General features: G+C 42.5%; 14 protein-coding genes. 7 read left to right on the top strand and 7 right to left on the bottom strand.

From position 1 onward, the window contains the following. The first annotated feature begins 30 nt into the window (after nucleotides 1–30). From LC036_RS15030 to LC036_RS18520, 3 genes are all read left to right on the top strand, one after another. Nucleotides 31–1,281, top strand: a complete 1,251-nt coding sequence (locus LC036_RS15030; RefSeq protein WP_226584537.1) for an MFS transporter — start codon at nucleotides 31–33, stop codon at nucleotides 1,279–1,281. Nucleotides 1,282–1,362: 81 nt separating this feature from the next. After that, nucleotides 1,363–2,124 carry a sporulation protein gene (locus LC036_RS15025; protein WP_226584525.1) on the top strand — a complete coding sequence of 254 codons (762 nt, stop codon included), beginning with the start codon at nucleotides 1,363–1,365 and terminating at the stop codon, nucleotides 2,122–2,124. Between the two features lie 179 nt (nucleotides 2,125–2,303). After that, on the top strand, nucleotides 2,304–2,438 hold the full coding sequence (locus LC036_RS18520; protein WP_264188396.1) for a hypothetical protein: 135 nt from the start codon (nucleotides 2,304–2,306) through the stop codon (nucleotides 2,436–2,438). Nucleotides 2,439–2,590: 152 nt separating this feature from the next. Here the strand turns inward: LC036_RS18520 and LC036_RS15020 are convergent, their stop codons facing one another. Further along, nucleotides 2,591–3,892 (bottom strand): aldehyde dehydrogenase, encoded by a 1,302-nt coding sequence (locus LC036_RS15020; protein ID WP_226584522.1) that lies wholly within the window; start codon nucleotides 3,890–3,892, stop codon nucleotides 2,591–2,593. A 461-nt stretch (nucleotides 3,893–4,353) separates the two neighbouring features. Here LC036_RS15020 and katG point away from each other — a divergent pair, with 461 nt between their 5' ends. Continuing rightward, the gene (katG, locus tag LC036_RS15015) at nucleotides 4,354–6,594 is read left to right on the top strand and encodes a catalase/peroxidase HPI (RefSeq protein WP_319004485.1); all 2,241 of its coding nucleotides are present in this window, start codon (nucleotides 4,354–4,356) and stop codon (nucleotides 6,592–6,594) included. A 67-nt stretch (nucleotides 6,595–6,661) separates the two neighbouring features. Here katG and LC036_RS15010 read toward each other — a convergent pair whose 3' ends face one another. The 3 genes from LC036_RS15010 to LC036_RS15000 all read right to left on the bottom strand — a co-directional run bounded on the left by LC036_RS15010 (nucleotide 6,662) and on the right by LC036_RS15000 (nucleotide 11,948). Next, the gene (locus LC036_RS15010; protein ID WP_226584519.1) at nucleotides 6,662–7,804 is read right to left on the bottom strand and encodes a mannitol-1-phosphate 5-dehydrogenase; all 1,143 of its coding nucleotides are present in this window, start codon (nucleotides 7,802–7,804) and stop codon (nucleotides 6,662–6,664) included. Between the two features lie 5 nt (nucleotides 7,805–7,809). After that, complete coding sequence (locus LC036_RS15005) at nucleotides 7,810–9,891, bottom strand: BglG family transcription antiterminator (protein WP_226584515.1); 2,082 nt, start codon at nucleotides 9,889–9,891, stop codon at nucleotides 7,810–7,812. 143 nt (nucleotides 9,892–10,034) lie between these two features. Continuing rightward, complete coding sequence (locus tag LC036_RS15000; RefSeq protein WP_226584512.1) at nucleotides 10,035–11,948, bottom strand: PTS mannitol transporter subunit IICBA; 1,914 nt, start codon at nucleotides 11,946–11,948, stop codon at nucleotides 10,035–10,037. A 347-nt stretch (nucleotides 11,949–12,295) separates the two neighbouring features. Here LC036_RS15000 and LC036_RS14995 point away from each other — a divergent pair, with 347 nt between their 5' ends. The 3 genes from LC036_RS14995 (at nucleotide 12,296) to LC036_RS14985 (ending at nucleotide 15,582) form a co-directional block, all read left to right on the top strand. Then, a complete protein-coding gene (locus LC036_RS14995; RefSeq protein ID WP_226584509.1) occupies nucleotides 12,296–13,018 on the top strand; it encodes a polyphosphate kinase 2 family protein in 723 nt (240 codons plus the stop codon). 142 nt (nucleotides 13,019–13,160) lie between these two features. Beyond that, nucleotides 13,161–13,460 carry a hypothetical protein gene (locus tag LC036_RS14990; RefSeq protein ID WP_226584506.1) on the top strand — a complete coding sequence of 100 codons (300 nt, stop codon included), beginning with the start codon at nucleotides 13,161–13,163 and terminating at the stop codon, nucleotides 13,458–13,460. 163 nt (nucleotides 13,461–13,623) lie between these two features. After that, nucleotides 13,624–15,582: an alkyl/aryl-sulfatase gene (locus LC036_RS14985; protein WP_226584502.1), complete on the top strand. Its 1,959-nt coding sequence runs from the start codon at nucleotides 13,624–13,626 to the stop codon at nucleotides 15,580–15,582. A 384-nt stretch (nucleotides 15,583–15,966) separates the two neighbouring features. On the opposite strand, the gene LC036_RS14980 is transcribed toward LC036_RS14985, so the two are convergent. The 3 genes from LC036_RS14980 to LC036_RS14970 all read right to left on the bottom strand — a co-directional run bounded on the left by LC036_RS14980 (nucleotide 15,967) and on the right by LC036_RS14970 (nucleotide 19,241). Further along, nucleotides 15,967–16,254: a YkvS family protein gene (locus LC036_RS14980; protein WP_226584499.1), complete on the bottom strand. Its 288-nt coding sequence runs from the start codon at nucleotides 16,252–16,254 to the stop codon at nucleotides 15,967–15,969. Between the two features lie 440 nt (nucleotides 16,255–16,694). Next, on the bottom strand, nucleotides 16,695–18,077 hold the full coding sequence (gene rlmD / locus LC036_RS14975; protein ID WP_226584496.1) for a 23S rRNA (uracil(1939)-C(5))-methyltransferase RlmD: 1,383 nt from the start codon (nucleotides 18,075–18,077) through the stop codon (nucleotides 16,695–16,697). A gap of 249 nt (nucleotides 18,078–18,326) precedes the next feature. Beyond that, entirely contained in the window at nucleotides 18,327–19,241 is a 915-nt protein-coding gene (locus LC036_RS14970) for a diacylglycerol kinase (RefSeq protein WP_226584481.1), read from the bottom strand. Nucleotides 19,242–19,344 lie beyond the last annotated feature (103 nt).

The following is a 19,344-nucleotide window of genomic DNA, read 5'->3' as shown; positions in this document are numbered from 1 at the left end:
AATAAAATCCTAGGAAGGAGAAGGAAATCTATGACTTTAACAGAGTTTAAGCAATTCCATATCAATATCAAGCTCCGGATGACTGCCTCTTTTGTGACGGATGTAGCAGAAATGAGTATTTTTCCGTTTATGGCGATTTATTTTTCCAATCAGCTCGGCTTAGCCTTTGCCGGTGGGATTCTAACATTCACGACCCTTGTATCCATTGTGTTTAGTATGTATGGAGGGTTCTGGGCAGACCGTTATGGAAGGAAGAAAGTGATGGTCACCGGATATATGATTCAAACCGCTGCCTTTACCCTCATTGCGTTGGCGAACTCTCCGTGGTTTGAATCGGTATGGATCACATTTATTATGTTTTTCACTTTAAGTATTACCAGCCGTTGTATTGACCCTGCTTCAGAAGCACTTCTCATCGACGTAAGTTCCGAAGAAGAACAGCCCACGATGTATCGGTTTATCTATTGGTCTACGAACGTCGCATTCGCAATTGGAATTGTACTGGGCGGATTATTCTTTCTAACCCATACATTCGCATTATTTTTAGGCTTCTCGCTTTTATCAATCTTTACACTAGTACTTACAATGGGATGGATTCAAGATAACTATGAACCAAAGAAAATCGCAGGAGTTAAACAAGGGATCTTTTCCGGGTTTGTTTCTAACTACACGGATGTCTTGAAAGATGCGCGTTTTATGGTCCTCTGTGCTGCTACACTGCTTATTTTATCCTTAGAGTTTCACCTTTATGGATTTATTGCTGTCCGTCTAAATGAGGATATCCATACGTCTCTGTTTGGAATCCCGGTGGACGGAGCTAAAACGCTGAGTCTTCTGATCCTCCTCAACACGATCATTGTCATATTCGCTTCTCCGATTATCGGGAGAATTGCACAAAAATTTCATGCATCTGCCATATTATTCATTGGACTGTTGATGTATGTATGGGGATATAGTTTTTTAGCGTGGAACAACATGTTATTCATATTAATGGCTGCCATTACCATCGCAACCGTAGGAGAACTGCTCTTTCAGCCGATTCGTTCCACCTATGTTGCTAAGTTTGCTAAGAATGATGCCCGGGGCTCTTACAAAGCCGTCAGCGGATTAGCGATGGATGCCGGTCAGATCGTCGGCAGCTTAGGGCTGATGCTCAGCGCTTTACTATCTAATGGCATGATGGCCGGTTTCTTTTTACTCACTGGCGGCCTGGGAATACTAGGATTCTATTGGTCCATTCAAGATCATAGAGTAAGAGCGAAAGAAGGCGCAGCTTCGTAAAATTTGTTTACCTGCCTATTGAAAAAGAGATGAACCCTTTTCTTCATCTTTTTCGTATAATCAGGAAAAGGAGGAGATCACATGTTTAAAAAGATATTAGCCAGTGTTGGCGTTGGTGCCGCAAAGGTAGATACACAGTTAGAAAAAGACCAGTTCGTACCAGGAGAAGACGTTCATGGTAAAGTAGTTATTCAAGGAGGCGATGTAGAACAAACCATCGACTCCATCCATATATTCCTTATGACAGAAGCGATCCGCGAAGTGGACGATAAAAAGGTAAGAGAAAAAGTGGCCTTACAGAAATATCCCATTGCTAATAATCAAACGATCCAGGCAGGGGAAACAAAAGAAATCCCATTCTCCATTCAACTCCCTTATCATGCTCCGGCGTCTCTCGGAAGGCTTCCGATTTGGTTCGAAACAGGACTCGCAATTCCTATGGCTCTGGATCCCGAAGACCGCGATCCGATTAAAGTAGCCCCTCACCCTTATATTGAGAAAGTGCTGAATGCCTTAGAAAACAACCTCGACTTCAGGCTTCGAAAGGTTGAAATGGAGGTCTCTAAACGTTTTGGTTATGTTCAGGAGTTTGAATTTGCCCCAGGTGGATCATACCGTTCCTATTTAGACGAACTGGAAGCCATCTTCTTTTTGCAGGAAAACCATGTCGATGTCATGTTAGAAGTTGATCGACGTGCCCGTGGACTTGGGGGATTATTTGCTGAGGCTTTGGAAATGGACGAAAGCCGTGCGAAAGTAACTTTCTCAAGCCAGGAACTGAATGGTCCAGTAGATGCTGTTGCACGCAAGCTGCAGCATCTACTGGACCAGTATAAGAAATAAATAGAAAGAATCTGAACATACCAGACTTTAAAAAGCATGCCCGCAGCAAGGCATGCTTTTTTGATATAAATATCCCTCACCTGAATGAATGACTTTTTTCGTATTATCGAAGAAGATTTGAAACTTATGACCATCTTAAACGTATTTGTATAAAAGACAAATATATGGAGGGTATATATATGCAGCTCATCATAGCTATACTCATGATAGCAGCCCCGGCTATATTCCTCATTTATTGGGGAAGGTCAGGGTATGACTGGGGTACGATGGAAGAAGAGCGTAAAGGTCAAAAAGATGAAAATGAAAAGATTTAAATTTTCCAGGGAGATTGGTTCCTAATTAAATCATCTCTTTTTTCGTAACTCCCCCATTTTAGCTGCTCTTTATAGTGAAGATCTTCATAGAACGATACTGGGGTTTCATAAAAAAGGGGAAGTTCCCTGGCAAAGGAACTTCCCTTTTTCACTTATTTATTTGAACGTTTCAGAATGCTCTTGAAGTGAGAGAAAGTATCAAAGCTTGCCTTCCCGTGATACGCACCCATTCCACTGTCGCCGACACCGCCGAATGGAAGGTAGTGTGAAGTCATGTGGTTAATCGTATCATTAATGGCACCGCCACCAAATGAAATGTTATTCAGTACATCGTCCTGGACTTTTTCATCATCAGAGAAGAGATAGAGCGCTAATGGCTTCGGATGGTTCATAATCTCTTCAATCGCATCAAAAGTTTCATCATACGTCATAATTGGAAGAATTGGACCGAAAATCTCATCTTTCATCACAGCATCATCCCAAGAGATTTCATCAAGCACCGTCGGTTCGATGAATAACTGTGATCGATCTGATTTTCCTCCAGCAACAAGCTTCCCGTTATCTAAGAAATTCTGTAAACGATCAAAATGTCTCTCACTGACTACATGAGGGAAAGTACTTCCTGAAACTTCCCCGCCATATGTGTTTGTAATGACTTCTTTGATTTTCGTGATTAATTGATCTTTTACACTTCGATGTGCATATACATAGTCCGGTGCTACACACGTCTGTCCAGCGTTTGCAAACTTTCCGCGTGCCAGCCTCTTAGCCGTTTCATCTAAGTCCGCATCCTCATGTACGATGGCAGGGCTTTTTCCTCCTAACTCAAGAGTGGTTGGAGTTAAGTTTTTCGCTGCAGCTTCAGCTACAATCCTCCCCACTCCGGTACTGCCTGTGAAGAAAATATAATCGAACTTCTCTTTTAAGAGAGCTGTACTTGTCTCTACTTCCCCTTCTACGACACGCACGTATTCTTCTGGGAAGTTCTCATTAATCATCTCCGCTAAAAGATTGGAAGTGTTTGGTGTTAACTCAGACGGTTTCAAGACAGCCGTATTTCCAGCTGCAATTGCTCCTGCTAATGGATTTACCGCTAATTGAACCGGATAGTTCCAAGGGGCAATAACCAGAGCTGCACCATAAGGTTCAGGAACAATAAAGCTTTCCGCTTCTCCATGGGTCTCTGGTGTCTTTACTTCTACCGGAGTCGACCAAGACGTTAAGTTCTCGATCATATAGTTGATTTCTGATAGAACAAGACCGACCTCTGCACGTTTCGCCTCGATTTCTGGTTTGTTTAAATCTTTTTTTAAAGCGTCCAAAATGTCCTGTTCATGAGACATCATCAGCTCTTTCAATTTATTTAACGCATCCTTACGAAATTGAACATCTTTTGTTTGACCACTTCGGAAAAAGGACTTCTGTTTTGCTGTTAGTTCTTGATAGTTTTCCATCATTTATTCTCCTTTTACGATTCTTATTAGAAAGACTCTTTACCTATATGAGTAAATCATAGTTTGCTGGATTCACATTCCGCCCTCCCTTATACCCAACAACTCCCTGCAGCATAAAAGAATGGACGATGTATTTTAAGGTACTCTTCTATTCGATTATGGTCAATTGATTTGTTTCGACAATCGAAGTACCTTTTACATGTCACAAGTGTATTTTAAAATGACAAAATATACTATATTTTCTGTAAGTTTGTTAGAATAAGAATTGAGAGCTTTTAACCTCGATTCCCACTACTTCGAACATTTGTCCCTTTATTTCTATGATTACCACTGACACTTGATCACGCTTAGTTTTTTGAAAAGTAAGGCTTCTCGCTTTCCATTCAGAAGCTAATTTATTATAATTATAATCTAATAGAGATTATAATTATTCACCCCAAAACATAGAGGAGGATTTACACATGGACAAGAACGAAATGCACGACAGTCAGGCTGGTAAGTGCCCGGTATCTCACGATAAGACACAAGAAGAAAGCGCTATCACGACTGAAAAAGTAGGAACAACCAACAAAGATTGGTGGCCGAACCAGCTAAACCTGCACATTCTTCGTCAACATGATAAGAAAACAAATCCAATGGGGGAAGACTTCAACTATGAAGAGGAATTCCAAAAGCTGGACTATGATGCGTTGAAGCAGGATCTTCATAACCTGATGACAGAAAGTCAGGAATGGTGGCCGGCTGATTATGGGCACTACGGGCCGCTATTCATCCGTATGTCCTGGCACGCAGCCGGAACCTATCGGACGGGTGATGGACGCGGAGGCGGTGGAACAGGCAACCAGCGTTTTGCTCCATTGAACAGCTGGCCGGATAACGCAAACCTTGATAAAGCCCGCCGTCTATTGTGGCCGATCAAGCAAAAATACGGAAACAAGATTTCCTGGGCTGACTTACTTGTCCTGACAGGTAATGTCGCGCTGGAGTCTATGGGATTGAAGACATTCGGCTTTGGTGGTGGACGCGAAGATATCTATCATCCTGAAGAAGATATTTACTGGGGGAACGAAAAAGAATGGCTCGGTGACAACCGTTATTCTGGCGACCGCGAGCTTGAAAGTCCGCTGGCCGCCGTACAGATGGGATTGATCTATGTTAACCCTGAAGGACCAAACGGTAACCCAGACCCGCTTGCAAGTGCCCGCGACATTCGTGAAACTTTTGCCCGCATGGGAATGAACGATGAAGAAACCGTTGCTTTGGTTGCCGGGGGTCACACATTTGGTAAAGCCCACGGTGCAGGCGATGCAGAAGCTCATGTCGGTGCCGCTCCGGAAGCCGCGGACATTGAGGATCAAGGGTTAGGCTGGAAGAGCACGCACGGAAGCGGAAAAGGCAGGGATACCATCACAAGTGGTGTGGATGGAGCATGGACAGTCAACCCGACCGTATGGGATAACGGTTACTATGATCTATTATTCGGCTACGAATGGGAGCTTACGAAGAGCGCTGCAGGTGCTAATCAATGGGCACCGGTCAATCCTAAAGAAGAAGATCTGGCACCAGATGCAGAAGATCCATCTGTAAAAGTTCCGACGTTTATGACAACGGCCGATATGGCCCTGCGGGAAGACCCTGATTATGAGAAAATTTCCCGACGTTATCATAAAAACCCTGATGAGTTCGCTGATGCCTTTGCACGTGCCTGGTTCAAACTGCTTCACCGTGACATGGGACCTAAAGATAGGTATCTTGGACCGGAAGTACCCGATGAAGATCTGATCTGGCAGGATCCCATTCCGAAAGTCGACTATAACCTGAATGACTCTGAAATTGCTGACTTAAAAGCGAACATTCTTGATTCAGGATTATCCGTCAGCGAGCTTGTGAAAACTGCCTGGGCTTCTGCGAGCACATTCCGTGGCTCTGATAATCGTGGTGGTGCCAATGGCGCCCGCATCCGCTTAGAGCCGCAGAAGAACTGGGAGGTCAACGAACCGGAACAGCTTTCACACGTGCTCAATGTCTATGAAGACATTCAAAACGATCTGGATAAGAAAGTCAGCCTGGCTGATTTAATTGTCCTTGGAGGCAGCGCGGCTGTAGAGAAAGCAGCCAAAGACGCTGGTGTCGATATTACTGTTCCATTTGCGCTGGGACGCGGCGATGCAACGCAGGAGCAAACAGATATTGAAAGCTTTGATGTGTTGGAGCCGATGGCTGATGGATTCCGTAATTACGAGAAAAAGAAATATACGTTAAGTCCAGAAGAGCTGCTTGTGGACAAAGCACAGCTGCTTGGACTCTCTGCACCGGAAATGACTGTTTTGATCGGCGGTATGCGTGTACTTGGCGCAAACTACGCAGGCAAAGATCACGGTGTATTCACAAACCAGGTGGGAACACTTACAAACGACTTTTTCGTGAACCTGCTTGATATGGGCATTGAATGGAAGCCTTCTGACTACAACGAATACGAAGGCCGCGACCGCAGCACCGGTGAACTTGTACGTACCGCTACAAGAGTCGACCTCGTCTTTGGTTCAAACTCCGTCCTGCGTTCCCTTGCAGAGGTCTATGCACAACAAGACAATCAAGAAAAATTTGTGCGTGACTTTGTGAATGCATGGGTTAAAGTGATGAACGCCGACCGCTTTGACCTTAAGACAAACAAAGATTTGCAGATGTCCCATAACGGATAATTTTAAAACCCCTTATCTGAACTTCAGATAAGGGGTTTTCCAGTTAAAAAACGATGGCATCAATTATTTATTTTGTACGTAACTGCTCATAAATTCTAACGACTTCTCCAGTAAGATCAGAGCCTTCCTCCAACTTGCTTACTTCGTGCAGCACATATTCAGGTCCCTTCTCTTCTATCATCTGCTGCATTTTCATTGCTTCTTCATCTTCAGGATGATCAAACAACAAGGCGGAGGCAATAGCTTTGGCAAGGTTAGAATAACTAAGCCCAGCCTTTTCCGCCTCTACTGCAGGACGAATTAGTCGATCTTGCGGCCCTAATTTACGAAGTGGAGCCCGCCCTACTCGAGTGACAAGATCATTCAACTTCTTATTTTTAAAGCGATCAATATTTTTATGAATATAAGCGTTATGTTCTTCTTCATTGAGACCGTATTGATGGATAAGATAGGCGCCCGTTTCTTTCAGCGTTTCTAAAACCTGTTCCTGTATTTCCTGATCAGCAAGCGTCTCATCAATTGTCTCTTTCCCAGCTGAATACCCAAGATAAGCAATGACAGCATGGCCGGTATTTACCGTAAACAGTTTTCTCTCGATAAACGGCGCAAGGTTCTCAACAGTTGTCATTCCTTCAACTGAAGGTACTTCCTCTTTCGATTCCACCACCCATTCATAGTAGGGTTCCACCAATACGTCGAGGGAATTTTGGTCTTGAATTGGAACAATACGGTCAACAGCAGAATTAAGGAAGGATACACGTTCTGTTACCTGCTCCTGTTCTGATTCATTCAACTGTTCAAAAATATGACCTTTCAATATATCTGTCGCACCAATTTGATTTTCGCATGCGATGACATAGATTTTCTCACTGGTCGATTGAGCGCGTTTGACAAGTCCTCGTGCAATAAGCGGTGCTATTCTTGGTAAAATGTTTGGACCGATCGCTGTTGTTACAAACGCGGCATGTTGTATAGCTTCTATAACTTCATCTTCCTGCGTCCTATTATTTAGTCCAGCCACATTCTTAATAATTTCCGTCTCTGTTTCTTCTTTTGCTAAAATTACCTCATACGTCTTTTCCTCATTAAGTTTATCGATAATATTCTCTGCAATATCAACGAAAGTTACTTCATATCCGGATTTAGCAAACAATGCACCTATAAAACCTCTTCCGATATTTCCTGCTCCAAAATGGACAGTCTTATTCAAGTTAATCATTCCTTTATCAGTTTTTTTTGTAAATAGTCTAAGAATAATTCCTCTAATTTTTCTTGGATGATCACTTTATTTGAAGATGAAAAAATCATCATCGATTCCTGACTATCAATTAGTCCTGTACTTATAATGCTTAAAATCTCTTGTTGTCTACTGCTTAAATCCTCTGGAGCGATCATCAAGAGAAGGCTTTTCATCTTCACTTCTTCCCCATCCATCCCTTTTACGCTCGAAGGATTATCTAAGTGCGCTACTTGGAAGACCAACTGTTTCACACTTTCATCCCTGCAGTGGAAAAGTCCCATATTTGTGCCGGGAATTCCGAGTCCCCCCATACGTTCCCTTTCCTTCAAGTGATGAAAGACCTTATCGGCTTGAACCAGAAGCTTTTCTTCCTCTGCCTCTTGTACCATTTCACCAATGACATCCCAATGACTCATCACAGAACGCTTGCGGTACACACGAAAATTTTGAAGGATGGCTTCCATACTTGTGTGTACTTCTTTAATTTCCTTCAAAAGCACACGTACTTTCGTAGGCTTGGAAGAATTACTCCGCTCTTTTTCCAGCGGTCTCCACTGCTTCTTCGCTGTTAACTTTTCCAAGTTGTTCTGCAGGTAATTTTGGATAAATCCAATATCTTCTTCGTTCAATAATGGACTTGTCATAATATACTCCACACCTGAAAATGGAAGCCTGACCGTAGAGATAATTAAGTCATATTTATCTAAATCAGCCGTTTGAAAGTCATTAATCGATAAGATTTCTACTTTTTGTATCATAGGCAGTTCTTTCTGGATACGACTGGCAAGCATTTTGGATGCCCCAATCCCTGTTGGACATACGACAACGGCTTGAATATTCGAATTCTCTTCTTTTGCAAGGAGAGCAGATCCAAAGTGGAGGACGATAAAAGCAATTTCATCGTCTGGGAATGCGATGTCCTTGAAATAGGATTCCAAACTTTTTTTCACAGCCATGAATAGAACCGGGTACTTCTTTTGAATCTCTTCCTTCAATGGATTATATAAACCCATTTCCTGCTGTAAACGAAAGACTGAGGTCCCCATATGGGCAAGTAAACCTTGATACAAAGAAAAATCATTGGTTAAATCTACATGAAGATTTGATGATACATCTCGAATCACATCTCTGATTATGTGTCCCAACAAAATTTTGTCATAATACATCCCTGTATCATGTTGTACTTTTGAACCCTTAAGGACAATCGTCATATAGTCAATGTCCTGGTCAGTCATATCGACGCGGAGCCTTTGTTTCAACACCCCGGTAATGTTTCTCATTAACTCCCTTTCTACAAGGTAGCCTTTCTCTATCGGCGTATATTCTTCCAGTAAATGCCCGGTATCCGACCGCTGCATCGTTATACATAAATGGACAATCAACCCTAAATAATCAATATCGACTACCTTCATCCGCTCGTTCGAAAACTGCTCACTGACCACCTCATCTGCAGAGACTAAATAGTCAGGATGAAAGTAACCAAGTACAGACTCCTGATGGTGGTTTTCTTCCTTTAACAAGTATAGCTGCTCCATAATATCCTCATAGAAATACACGAGTAAAAAGCTTGCAAGTGCCTTCCTTTTATTCGATTCGCTGGCAGACACCTCCAACCCGACTCCCCTTTTCTTCGTCAAGGTTATGGAGAATTTACGAAGCCATTCTTCCAAATCCTCAAGGTGTGTATTCATCGTAGCTATACTCACACCTAATTGCTTTGCTAGTACCTGCTTTTTGAACGAAGGGCCCTCTTCAAATAGTAGGATCAATAATCGCAACTTTCTTTCCTCTGGGGTTTCGTCTGTCGTATTTACTGCTGCCAAGCCCTGAATCAATTTATAAATAGACTGATTCGTACCATCGATAAACAATCCTTCATCTGTAGTACGCTTCAGTTCCAGTTGGAATTCTTTCAATATATTCTCAATGGACTTAAGGTTTCTTTGTATCGTTCTTCCACTTACGTTCAGAGCTACTGAAAGAGAATAAACTGTATGCTTTCCAGATGTTCTTACAATCAATTCAATAATCGCTTTTTCTTTTGATGTAATAAACATGCAACCCACTCATTTCTTTTCAAAGCTTTCTATACTAAAGGTCGTAACCCTTTAAACGATGGGACGAAGCGCGATTGAACTTCTGCTTATCTCTCTAAAAATGGGAAGAGAAAGGCGGGGACCCGCCTTTCTCCAGAATTCGATCAATTGCTGTTAATGATGTCTTTCAACTCTTTGGCTGTGGTCGCTTGTACCATTTGATCGATATTCTCCTGTTCAGAGCAGATGACAGCAATCCCTGATAAAATTTCCAAGTGCGTTCCATCTTTCCCTGCAATCCCAAAGATCAACTTAGCTTTCTCTCCGTTAAAATCAACACCTTCAGGAACTTGAACAACCGTGAATCCTGATTTGATAACGGCTTTCTTCGCATCTTCCGTACCATGTGGAATCGCTACATTATTCCCCATATACGTGGAAGTGATCGCTTCCCGTTCCACCATCGCGTCTACATAGTCCTTCTTAACGTATCCGGCATTCACTAATGCCTCACCCGCAAATCGAATGGCATCTTCTTTCGTTTCGAAAGATTGATTTAAGAAGATGTTCTCTTCAAGTAAAAGGTCCTCCTCTTGAGAAGTGGTCTCTTCCTCAAGTGCAGCCCCGCTCTCAGAGTAGTCTACCAACTCTTCCTGCTCATGGGTGATTCCTTCTTTAAGGCTTGTAATCAGTCTCTCATATTCAGGACTGTCTAAAAAGTTATCTACCGAAATATGATAAGCATCTGGAAGCTTGTTCTTCGCCCGAGGAGTCAATTCCTCCTGGGTAATGACAATTTCCGCATCAGCTGGAAGATTACTGATAGAAGTATTCGTAACGGTAATGCCGAGATCTGCCTCTTTCATTTTCTTACGCAGGAGAGAAGCTCCCATCGCACTGGAACCCATACCTGCATCACATGCAAAGACTACTTTATTTACGCTTGCCGGTGCCGGCATGCTTCCATTATTCAACTGGCCGGAAACAGAGCTCTTCTTCCCTTTCATTTCTTCCATCTTTTTCGTTGCTTCGTCGATATCCTCTTCAGAAGCCTTGCTCGACTTAAGAATGACAGATGAAATTAAGAAGGAAACCGTTGTTGCTACTAAAACAGCTGCAATGTTAGCTACATACGTCATCCCTTGCGGTGGTGTAACAGCCAGGATTGCAAATATACTTCCAGGAGAAGCTGGAGAAACAAGGCCCCCACCTAAAAGGACGAGTGTAAAGATTCCACTCATTCCCCCAAAAATAACAGAAATGAAAAGCATCGGTTTCATAAGAACATACGGGAAGTAAATTTCATGAATCCCGCCTAAGAAGTGGATAATACCTGCTCCCGGTGCAGAGCGCTTCGCTGTTCCTTTGCCGAACAACATGAATGCAAGTAAAACACCAAGTCCAGGTCCAGGGTTTGCCTCAAGCAGGAACAGGATGGATTTACCTCCCTGCTGTACCTGCTCCAATCCAATTGGAGAGAGGACACCGTGGTTGATCGCGTTATTCAAGAACAATATTTTTGCAGGTTCGATTAAAATACTCGTTAACGGTAATAATCCCGCTCCAATAAGCCAATCTACCCCGGCAACTAACACTTCTGTAAATGCATCTACAGCCGGCCCTACACCTAAGTAAGCTAAGATTGCAAGAATTCCTCCGATAATACCTGCAGAGAAATTATTAATAAGCATTTCAAAACCTGCTCTGATTTTCCCTTCAATCAGCTGGTCAAATTTCTTAATGACATAGGCTCCCAGAGGGCCCATCACCATCGCACCTAAGAACATTGGTGTGTCAGGCGCTCCGACAATGACACCCATCGTAGCAATCGCACCGACCACACCTCCACGCTGATCGTGGATGAGCTTACCTCCTGTATATCCAATCAATAGTGGTAATAAGTAAAAAACCATAGGCTCAACTAAATTGGCAAGGCTTTCATTTGGAATAATACCAGTAGGAATAAATAGTGCTGTAATCAATCCCCATGCAATAAAAGCACCAATGTTGGGCAATACCATAGAACTGAGGAAGTTACCAAACTTCTGAATTCTCACTTTAATGTTTGATTCTGCCACTTTCCTCTTCCTTTCTTAAACATATTATTTATATGTTTAATGATAGGTGAGGAACTGTTCCATAACAAGAAAATAGAAAACTAACTTTGTCGTGTGGTTGGCGACAAAGTTAGTTTTTTTGTATCCGCTTACTATGGCAGACATTCGACACTTTATCTATACCGTTTTTTTTTATAACTATCCCATCCATCAAGCAGCCTTGATAGGTATCTTCTGTAAATTAATGACCGGGGCGGACAGGTTATTATTCTTTTATCTAGACTGGTTTCCAAAAGGTTTCAGGTTAGTCATGGTGAATATATAGAGAAAGGTTCGTTAATTTAAAAAGCTTTAAAGGAGATGACGGTATGTTGGAATCCATTGATCTATCCTTAAAAATAGACAAAAAACAATATAAAAAAGAGCTGAAACAGTCACAGTTGAAATTACTCCATTTACAACGATCCATCTATGATAACCAGTTAGGGGTTATTGTTGTTTTTGAAGGCTGGGATGCTTCAGGAAAAGGAGGCTCTATTAAACGATTAACCAACGGGCTCGATCCACGAGGATTTGAAGTGCATTCCATTGGCGCTCCTTCCACTAATGAGAAGAAACACCATTACCTTAAGCGCTTTTGGAAGGAGATTCCACCGTACGGAAAAATAGCTATATTTGACCGATCCTGGTATGGACGTGTCCTTGTAGAGAGAGTCGAGCAGTTCGCTTCTGTTTCAGAATGGAATAGAGCCTATAACGAAATCGTTCAATTTGAAAATTTTCTTGTACAGGATCGATATGTTGTGATTAAACTATGGCTCCATATTTCTAAAGAAGAACAGCTTAAACGATTCCAGGAAAGACAAGCAGACCCATTAAAGACATGGAAAATCACTGAAGAGGACTGGAGGAACCGATCCAAATGGGATCAGTATGAGGAAGCTGTAGAGGATATGCTTCAGTATACTTCTACTCCAGAAAATAAGTGGCACATTGTAGAAGGAGAAGATAAATATTATGCAAGGGTGAAAACCAATCGGATTATTATACAGGAGATTGAAAATAAATTACGGCAATTAGATCTTTCGTAATCACTTTATTAATGAGAAAACCATTTAACGTTCGGACCAGTCTTTCATTAATATCTGCTATCATGGGATGGTGAGGAAAATATTCTACTGCGGGAGTTAGACGAGATATAAAACCGTCCCTGCTTACAAGGAGGTATGCTGTGTGGATCGGAGCCATGAAGAAAAAGTTATTCGTAATTATCAAGAAGGCGAAAAAATGATGGTTTTACTTTTCGCCCAGTGGTGTATCAATCATGACCTGGATGCTGCAGCCATTTATAAAGAAGCCTATCCCTTTCAGGATAAAAATAAAGAACTGATCGATGCCTTGGAGCTGACCGTTCCGAAGCAGGAGTCAGACTACATTGATTCTGAAACGTTACTTGAAGTGCTGTCACTCTATGGAAATGACGACCTGGCTTTTGTTGTAGCTGAGTTAATAAGCCAGAGAAACTTAAAGTGATCCCTGGCTGCAAGGCTGATTGTGTCAGTGCCTGACCCCCTGCTTTACCACGATGGGAGTCAGGCACTATCATAGATCGATGTACTTTCGAGTTACAAGGTGGGTGCCCCCGCGTATAAAGGGAATTTCGCATGAATACTATGTTTCATGGAGGTGACATCTCATGGAACAAAACCATAACGAGAAAGTAGAGGCGGAATTCACCCCTCTTCCCAAGGATGCCACGAAGAAGACGGAGAAGATCAATCAATTAATTAAAAAGAACCTCCCCTGGGAAAGACTGAAGATTGAACAGGAATGGGCAACACGAAATGTCCTGAAAAGCGTCTCCCTCCCCGTTATCAAACCAGATGATTCGCTTCTTCCTGTCTGGGATTTAAAAAGCTATGATTTCCTTCTGAAAGACAAACTCCCACCAACCGTTAACCCAAAACTATGGTACCAGGGAAAACTGAATTTGAACGCCGGTCTTTTTCAAGTGACAGAAAATATTTATCAGGTTCGAGGCTATGACCTTGCAAATTTAAGCATTATTCGTGGAAAAACAGGATGGATTGTTATTGACTGTCTCACAAGCAGGGAAACAGCAGAAGCCGCTTTTGAATTAATCGACAGCTATTTTGGGAAGTTCCCGATTAGTGCCATCATCTTCTCCCATTCACACGTCGACCATTATGGTGGAGTGGACGGGGTTCTTAATAGTGGAACCACGGATGATGTGAAAATATATGCACCGAGCGGTTTTTTAAGTGCAGCTCTGGAAGAGAACGTGACTGCGGGCGTGGCCATGTCGAGGCGGGGCTTTTACATGTATGGTGAGGTACTGCCCCGCGGAGAAAAAGGTCAAATAGACAGCGGCATCGGAAAATATGTATCCACTGGTGTGGTGACTTTAGTCAATACTGCTGAAGAAATTTCAACTTCAAAGAATGAATCCTATGTCGAAAAGGTGATCGATGGGGTAAGAATACAGTTCCAACTCACCCCGGATACAGAAGCGCCGGCGGAAATGAATATGTTTATCCCTGAAGAAAAGAGCCTCTGTATTGCAGAAAACTGTACAGCATCACTTCATAACATCTATACATTACGCGGAGCTGAAGTGCGGGACCCAGTTGCCTGGGCGGAATACATCCAACAGGCCATCGAGCTTTTTGGCAACCAATTGACATCTGTATTTGAAGTGCATAATTGGCCGAGGCACGGAAGAGAATACTGCATTGATTATATGGAAAAGCAGCGGGACATGTACCAGTATATTAACGATCAGACACTAAGGTTAATTAATCAAGGCTACACGATAGATCAAGTAGGTAGACTGGTAACATTTCCTGAAAGCCTAAAAGAGGAGTGGTTTAACAGCTCTTTTTACGGAACGGTCAATCACAACTCTAAAGCAGTGTACCAAAAATATATGGGATGGTATAACGGAAACCCTGTTGATTTAAACAAACTGCTCCCGGAAGAGTCATCAAAAAAATATGTCGACTATATGGGTGGAGAGGAAGAAATTATTAAGAAAGCGAAAAAAAGCTTCAGAGAAGGCGAATACCAATGGGTAGCTGAAGTTACCAAGCACGTCATATTCGCAAACCCCTCCAATAAGAAAGCCAAATACTTATGTGCGGACGCTTTGGAGCAGCTTGCCTACATTGCCGAATCCGGACCATGGCGTAATGAATATTTGATGGGGGCTCAAGAACTTCGTTATGGAATTATTCCAATACAGAAGTCTACCATCACAACAGAGGTTCTGGATAGTATGACACTCGAACAACTAATGAATATGTTAAGTATCCGAATTAATGGATTGATCGCCGGTGAATATAATTTCAAGTTAAACTTCATCATTACCGATCGTAAAGAAAAAGCCTTAACAGAGGTCAAACGTGGAATCTTTCGTTATTTATCAGATGAACTAAAAGAAGATCAAGTAAAGGTCATTATGAATAAAGACACCTTATATGAGCTAGCCACCACCAACAACCGTCCTTCCCCTTCTTCGATCAAGGTCATAGGAAATATCCAAAAATGGCATCAATTCTTATGGTCTCTTGATCAAATTGACACAGACTTCCCAATTATGACTCCTTTGAGCAAGAAAAGAACCAATGATTTCTAGTAAAGAACGAAGTAACATTGTCCACCTGCGTTTTTTCTCCATCTTCGAGTCAGATAATTGGACTGTTATAATCGGTAAAGCAATTGTTATCTCTGCTGCGGGGGCACTACCAGCTTATGCCCCATAGCAAGTATGATGGGAAAATAGAAAAGAACGATGATAACCAAACAAGCACGTTAGATAAATTTGATCCTATTGTAGTCCAATTAATATATGTCCTTGGTCAAAGCAAACAAAGATAACGCCAAACAGTAAAAAAACCGATCAGGGATGCCCCTGATCGGTTTTTTAGTGCTATTTTGAATTAGTTATAAAAAAGTGCCTGCCCCTAGCACGTTAGAGTGTTAACATACCTGGGACGCAGCCCCGAAATTATTGTTGAACTTACGCGTCGCGGCGTTTTTTAATGCTGTAATTTGTCTGAGCAACAACGGTTTTTTCGAAATCTAAATTGCGCTCATGGAAATCATCCATAATGGTCATATCGCAAACAACGGAGTTTTGTAAATTAGCAGAAGTTACGACAGCTTCAAACTGCTGGCCGTCTTTTTGGAAAGTTATGATATCGCCAACAGTTGCTTTTTCATCTTCTTTTACTTTCTGTTCTTCTTCTGAGTTTTTCTTTTTAAATGCAGCATCCATTAAATTTTTGCTTATATTTTCTTCAGCCATGAGAAATTCCCCTTCCTAGTGAGTGAATGTAATGTGGTTTCGCTTACGTTTGTGTCAAGATTCTGGCCAAGGGTTTCCTTATCTATACCCTTAATCAAGTGCCCTCATTCTCCTTAGCGTATTACTCTGACACGATTCTTTTTTAGAAGCATGGGGACAACTCTTCCCACTTTAAGTACCCTGCACTTCAAAGAATATAACTTATTCTCCTTTGATGCCTTCAGTATCTTGGAGAGTTGTGTCCTGGCTCCCCTTGCAATGAACCAATCAGTTGTATCCAGGATGATTTTGATTTTTTTATGAGATAAAGGAGTAGCTTTCAAATTCAGATAAAAAAAGCAGGAGGATCCCCCCTGCTTTTTCTTCAATCATCCTTCCACTACTCTTACTACTTTATTTCACTAGTTCTTACAATTACCATCGAATATCATAAGTGAGGCTTACTTTTCTTTCTTCTCCAGCCATGTTACACACTCCACATGACTCGTCTGCGGGAACATATCAACAGGTTGAACTTCCTTCGTCTCATACCCGCCGTCTTCCAAAACTCGCAAATCACGCGCCAATGTTGATGGGTTACAAGATACATAAACGATACGCTCCGGTTCCATATCAAGCATCGCTTTCAGCAGTTCCTCATCACAGCCTTTACGAGGCGGATCGACCACGGTCACCTCAGGACGCAGTCCCTGGTTGCGCCACCATGGCATCAGCTTTTCTGCTTCCCCCACAAAGAAATCAGCATTGTCCATCTTATTCAGCCGCGCGTTTTTCTTCGCGTCCGTGACGGCCTCCGGTACGATTTCAACACCGTACACCTTTTTAGCTTTTTGTGCTAAGAATAAGGAGATTGTCCCGATTCCGCAGTAAGCATCGATGACGGTTTCTCCGCCGCGCAGGTCGGCATACTCGAGTGCCTTGTCATATAACTCTTTCGTCTGTGTTGGGTTGACTTGGTAGAACGATTTTGGGGAAATCATGAATTTGATATCGCCAATGGTATCGTAAATGTACTCATCACCCCATAGAATATTCGTTTCTTTTCCTAAGATGACATTCGTTTTTGCACTGTTCACGTTATGAACGATCGACTTCACGTTCGGGAAAGCGTCCCGGATTTCATCAATCATCTTGTCTTTATGAGGAAGTTTCTTCGTTTTTGTAACGATCACAATCATAATATCTTTTGTATTCTGTCCAGTTCGGACCATAATGTGACGCAGTACGCCACGGTGTGTATCCTCATCATAGGCGTCGATGCCATGTTTAGAAGCAATACGGCGGACAGTTTCTACCATACGGTCATTCACTTCATCTTGAATAAGACAGGTGTCCATATCAATAATATTATGGCTGCGTTTTTGATAAAAACCGGTCATCAGTTCGCCATCTTCTTTCTGTCCGACAGGAATCTGCACTTTGTTACGGTAGCGCCACGGATCTTCCATACCGATGGTCGGATGTACGGGCACATTCTCAAGATGGCCGATCTTTTTCATGTTATCTTTCACTTGCTTTTGTTTCATATTAAGCTGCATTTGGTAGCTCATGTGCTGTATCTGACATCCGCCACACTGATAGAAAACGTCACAAGGAGGTTCGACACGATCTTCGCTTGCCTCTATAACGTTCACGAGCTTCCCAAATCCAAAATTTTTCTTTACTTTAACGACTTTCACTTCTGCCTTTTCACCAGGAAGGCCATACGGTACGAAAAGTGGATAGCCATCGACTTTCCCTACCCCATTGCCCTCATGCGTCAAGTCTTCAAAACTGAGTTCAATCGTTTGGTTTTTCTGTACCGGCGGTTTAGGTTTCGCCATTCTTCATCCGTCCTTTGTCTATATACTCTATACGTAGTTTATCATATCCCTAAGTGCAAAGTCGCCCTGGTAGCTGCGACAAGCATAAGAATAATGGTGGAGAGAAGTGCTCTCCCTTTTCGAACTTGTTTGGCTTATGATATCAAGCAAGTTGCTTCCCTGTCCTCTTCACCTATACACGAGTGCTACGTTAATTCATTCGTTTCTACACAAAAGAAAGAACGCCACTGATAGTCAGCAGCGCTCTTCCTAATATTCTTCATCTTCTTCATTAAATATATCTTCTGGAACGAAAAAGTCTAAGTGTTTGTACAAATTGACAAATTCCCCGGGCAATAATCCGCCAAATTCCCCGTCAATATTCAGCTGCATCTTCTCGTCTGTCTTTACTTTCACACGGCTTGCTGTTGTGTGAATGAACTTTGGATGGTTGAGATGATTTCCCTGAATGGCGAGTGTGGCGAGTCGGACAAATTCTGCGATGTTCATTTTTTCGATGATCATCAAATCGAATAGGCCGTCATCCATCCGTGCAGATGGGGCCAGCTTTTCAAGCCCGCCGACAGAATTGGTGTTGCTGACGAGAAACAGCATAATTTCCCCTTCATACCACTTGCCATCATACTCCATCTCGACACGGGTCGGACGAATAGATGGGAGCATTTCTATGCCTTTTAAGTAATAAGCAAGCTGTCCAATCATCGTCTTCAGCTTACTTGGCACTTCATAAGATACCTCGGTGATTTTTCCGCCACCGGCGATATTCATAAAGTATTGATCATTGACGCGGCCAATGTCTAAAGGATGCGTGTACCCTTCGAGAATGATATCGACGGCTTTATGAATGTTTCTTGGTATGTGCAGGGCACGGGCAAAGTCGTTTGTCGTCCCAACTGGAATGACGCCGAGTTTTGGTTTGTGGTCCTGTTCGGCAAGACCGTTGATGACTTCATTAATGGTTCCGTCTCCTCCGGCTGCAACAACCACATCGAATTTGCGGTCGACGGCATACTGAGCAGCCTTAGCGGCATCACCAGCACAGGTTGTGGCATGGGCGGAGGTTTCGTATCCGGACTGTTCAAATCGCTGCAGAATGTCCGGAAGAACCTTGCGGATGACTTCTCTTCCAGAGGTCGGATTATATATTATTCGGGCACGTTTCATCGTATGACCCCCTTTATCCAAGCTTGTTCCATAGTACATCATATCTCTTTTTCCTGTTTTTGCAAACCACTGTATAGTATATGAAGACTTCCATTCTTCCATA

The sequence above is a fragment of the Halobacillus litoralis genome, assembly GCF_020524025.1.
In the GTDB taxonomy this organism is placed as follows: Bacteria; Bacillota; Bacilli; order Bacillales; family Halobacillaceae; genus Halobacillus; species Halobacillus litoralis_D.
Note: the sequence above shows the minus strand (reverse complement) of the source record. Positions and strands in the feature narration are given on the sequence as shown.